Source organism: Mycobacterium sp. (assembly GCF_032161845.1).
In the GTDB taxonomy this organism is placed as follows: Bacteria; Actinomycetota; Actinomycetes; order Mycobacteriales; family Mycobacteriaceae; genus Mycobacterium.
This window is the reverse complement of sequence record NZ_JAVRQA010000153.1, coordinates 1-2749: the sequence shown is the minus strand read 5'-3', so window position 1 is coordinate 2749 and position 2749 is coordinate 1. Positions and strand designations below refer to the sequence as shown.

Genomic DNA, 2749 nt, shown 5'->3' with positions numbered 1-2749 from the left:
CCCGTGGTGCCCGAGGTGAAGATGTAGAACGCCTTGTCACCGGCCAGGACGGAACCGGTGATGGCCGGGTTGGTGGCGGGTGCCGAGACGGCCAACTGAATCAGCTCGTCCAGCGTCATCAGCCCGTCGGTGTCGGCGCCGCTGTCGCTGATCGGCTCGATGAAATCGGTCTCGGCCACGACGGCCTTGGCGCCGAGCAGGCCGATGCTGTGCGCAAGCACCTTGCCGCGCTGGTGGTAGTTGAGCATCCCCGCGACGGCCCCGCACTTGACCACGGCCAGCATCAGCAAGACCGAATGCGGCGAGTTGCGCAGCATGACGCCGACGACGTCACCGGGACCGACCCCACGCGACGCGAGCACCGCCGCGTAACGGTTGACGGTCTCGTTGGCCTCGCGGTAGGTCAGCTGCTGGTCGTCGAACTTGATGAACGTCTTGTCGCCGTACCGGGCGGCCCGCTCCTGAAACACCTTGCCGATCGACGTCTTCGCCGTCGGGCGTGCCCCGAAGCCGGTCACGACGCCTCGCAGGATGACTGGCATGTCCTTCACCAGACCTGGCAACTTCGTCGCGATGTCCAATAGTCCAACGCTGCTGCGCGTTCCCGATTTCTCGTTCCCATTGTCCGAGCTCACGAGCCAACCCTAGCCGCGGGGGTGGTGGCCATCACGCCTGCGGTGCGCATGCCTCCAGCGCGGCATCCACGTCGGCGACCACGATCAACCGATCCATCGCACCTGAGCCGACGAAACCGGTGTCGACCAGTCCGCGCAGCCACGCCAGCAGTCCGTCGTAGTGGCCAAGCGGATCGAGCATGACGAGCGGCTTGGAGTGCATGCCAAGATAGCCGGCGGTCCACGCCTCGAAGAACTCCTCAAGGGTGCCGATGCCGCCGGGCAACACGAGGAAGGCGTCGGCCCTGTCCTCCATGACCTGCTTCCGCTCGCGCATCGTGTCGGTGACGATCAGTTCGTCGGCGTCGACGTCGGCGAGTTCACGGTGCACCAGTGCCTTGGGGATGACGCCGACGGTGCGTCCGCTGTGCGCCCGCGCCGCGCCTGCCACTGCGCCCATCGCGGAGACGTTGCCGCCACCCGATACCAACGTCCAGCCGCGGTCGGCGATGGCGCCTCCGACGTCGGTCGCCAAGGTCAGCAACTCGCGATGGGTTGGGCCGGACGCGCAATATACGCAGACCGCCCAAGGGCCGCGTGGTTCTGGGACTTCGGAAGTTTCGGCGGGCACGGGTGCAAGGTACCCGGCACGGGGGGCGGGCACTCGAACCGCCGAGTTCGCCAGTGCACGCGGGTTCGACCGCCATACACTGCGGCGGTGCCCGATGGACCAGATGGGACGGCCGCAGCCGAAGAGGCCTTGGGACGGGGCGATCTCGCCACCGCCGAGGAGTTGGGGCGCGCGGCACTGCGCGACGGGGAATCCCTCACCGCCCGACTGATACTCGCTCAGGCGTTGGCCTGGCAGGGCCGTGGCCGCGATGCCGATGCGGTGATGTCGGAGGTCGACGAGTCGGCGTTGAGCGAAGCCGAGCTGATGGCGTGGGCGCTGCCGCGGGCGGCCAATCAGTTCTGGATGCTCGACCAACCCGAGCGGGCCACCGCATTCCTGCACACGGTCCGGGGCAGGGTGACGTCCGACGGCGCGGGTGCGACGCTCGACGCGCTGCTTGGCACGTTCACGATGAACGCGGGCAGCCCGGAGCGGGCGATTCAGCTCGCGCGCGGCGTCCTGGACTCACCCCACTCAGACGAGCAGGCCATCGGCTGGGCTGCGGCCGCGGCGGCGCTCTGCAACGCCAGGATGGGCAGCTTCACCGACGTCGACGACCTCGCGGCGCGGGCGATCGCCGCGGGACCTCCCGGCCTGCTGCGCTTCACCAGCGCGTTCGGGCAGACGACTGCCCTGGTGATGTCCGGCGAGCTCGATCGCGCGCAGGACCTGGCGCAGGAGCTGGTCGACGGATCGCCGCCGCCACAGCCGAGTCACGCGATCGGTCAGCTCCTGGTCGCCGACGTATTGATCGCGCGTGGCGATGCCGCCGCGTCGGTGGACATGTTGGAGTCCGCCGCCGCCGCGCTGGCCCCGACGGGTTATTCGTGGGGGCCGCTGGCGTGGATGCTGCTGGCTCAGGCGCTCGGCCAGCTGGGTCGGATCGCGGACGCCGGGCGGATGCTGGCCAAGGCGGAATCCCGGCACGGCCTCAAGTCGATGTTGTTCGCACCGGAGCTCTCGTTGGCGCGCGCGTGGACGGCGTCGGCGCGACGCGACGGCCCCGGGGCCATCAACGCGGCGAGGGAGTCGGCGCGCGCGGCCGAGCGTGGCGGTCAGTCGGCGGTCGCCTTGCGGGCGCTGATCGACGCAGTCCGGCTTGGCGACATGCGGGCCGGGGATGCCATCGCGCGACTGGACGTGGACTGCGCTGTCGGCCCGTTGGCGCTGTCCTATGCGCGGGCGCTCACCGCCGGTCACGCCAGCGGATTGGACGACGCCGCTGCGGCTTTCGCCGGAATCGGCATGCATGGTGTTGCCTTGGCTGCGGCGAAACAGGCGGAGGCGGCGCGCGAGATTTCCTGCGATCGGCCCTAGCTGAGTGACCCTACGATTGGGTTAGTCAAGGCGATCGAGGGGGTTTCGTGGGCGTGCTGGATGCGTTCATGTCGACGTGGTCGAAGGCCCGCGAGACGTTCGGCCAGGGTGTTCCCCAGACGGGCGAACAGTTCGACCAGAGCTT

2 protein-coding genes and 1 pseudogene are annotated in these 2749 nt (G+C 69.2%); 1 reads left to right on the top strand and 2 read right to left on the bottom strand.

What is annotated here, in order from left to right; genetic code table 11:
- Both QOD90_RS09120 and log read right to left on the bottom strand, forming a co-directional pair.
- A partial coding sequence (locus tag QOD90_RS09120) for an AMP-binding protein (protein WP_526348830.1) occupies positions 1–635 on the bottom strand: 635 nt, incomplete at its 3' end.
- A gap of 31 nt (positions 636–666) precedes the next feature.
- Positions 667–1245: a cytokinin riboside 5'-monophosphate phosphoribohydrolase gene (gene log, locus QOD90_RS09115; protein WP_526348828.1), complete on the bottom strand. Its 579-nt coding sequence runs from the start codon at positions 1243–1245 to the stop codon at positions 667–669.
- Positions 1246–1353: 108 nt separating this feature from the next.
- On the opposite strand from log, the pseudogene QOD90_RS09110 reads away from it, so the two are divergent.
- Positions 1354–2604: pseudogene (locus tag QOD90_RS09110) on the top strand (tetratricopeptide repeat protein); the annotation flags it as partial.
- Between the last annotated feature and the right edge of the window lie 145 nt (positions 2605–2749).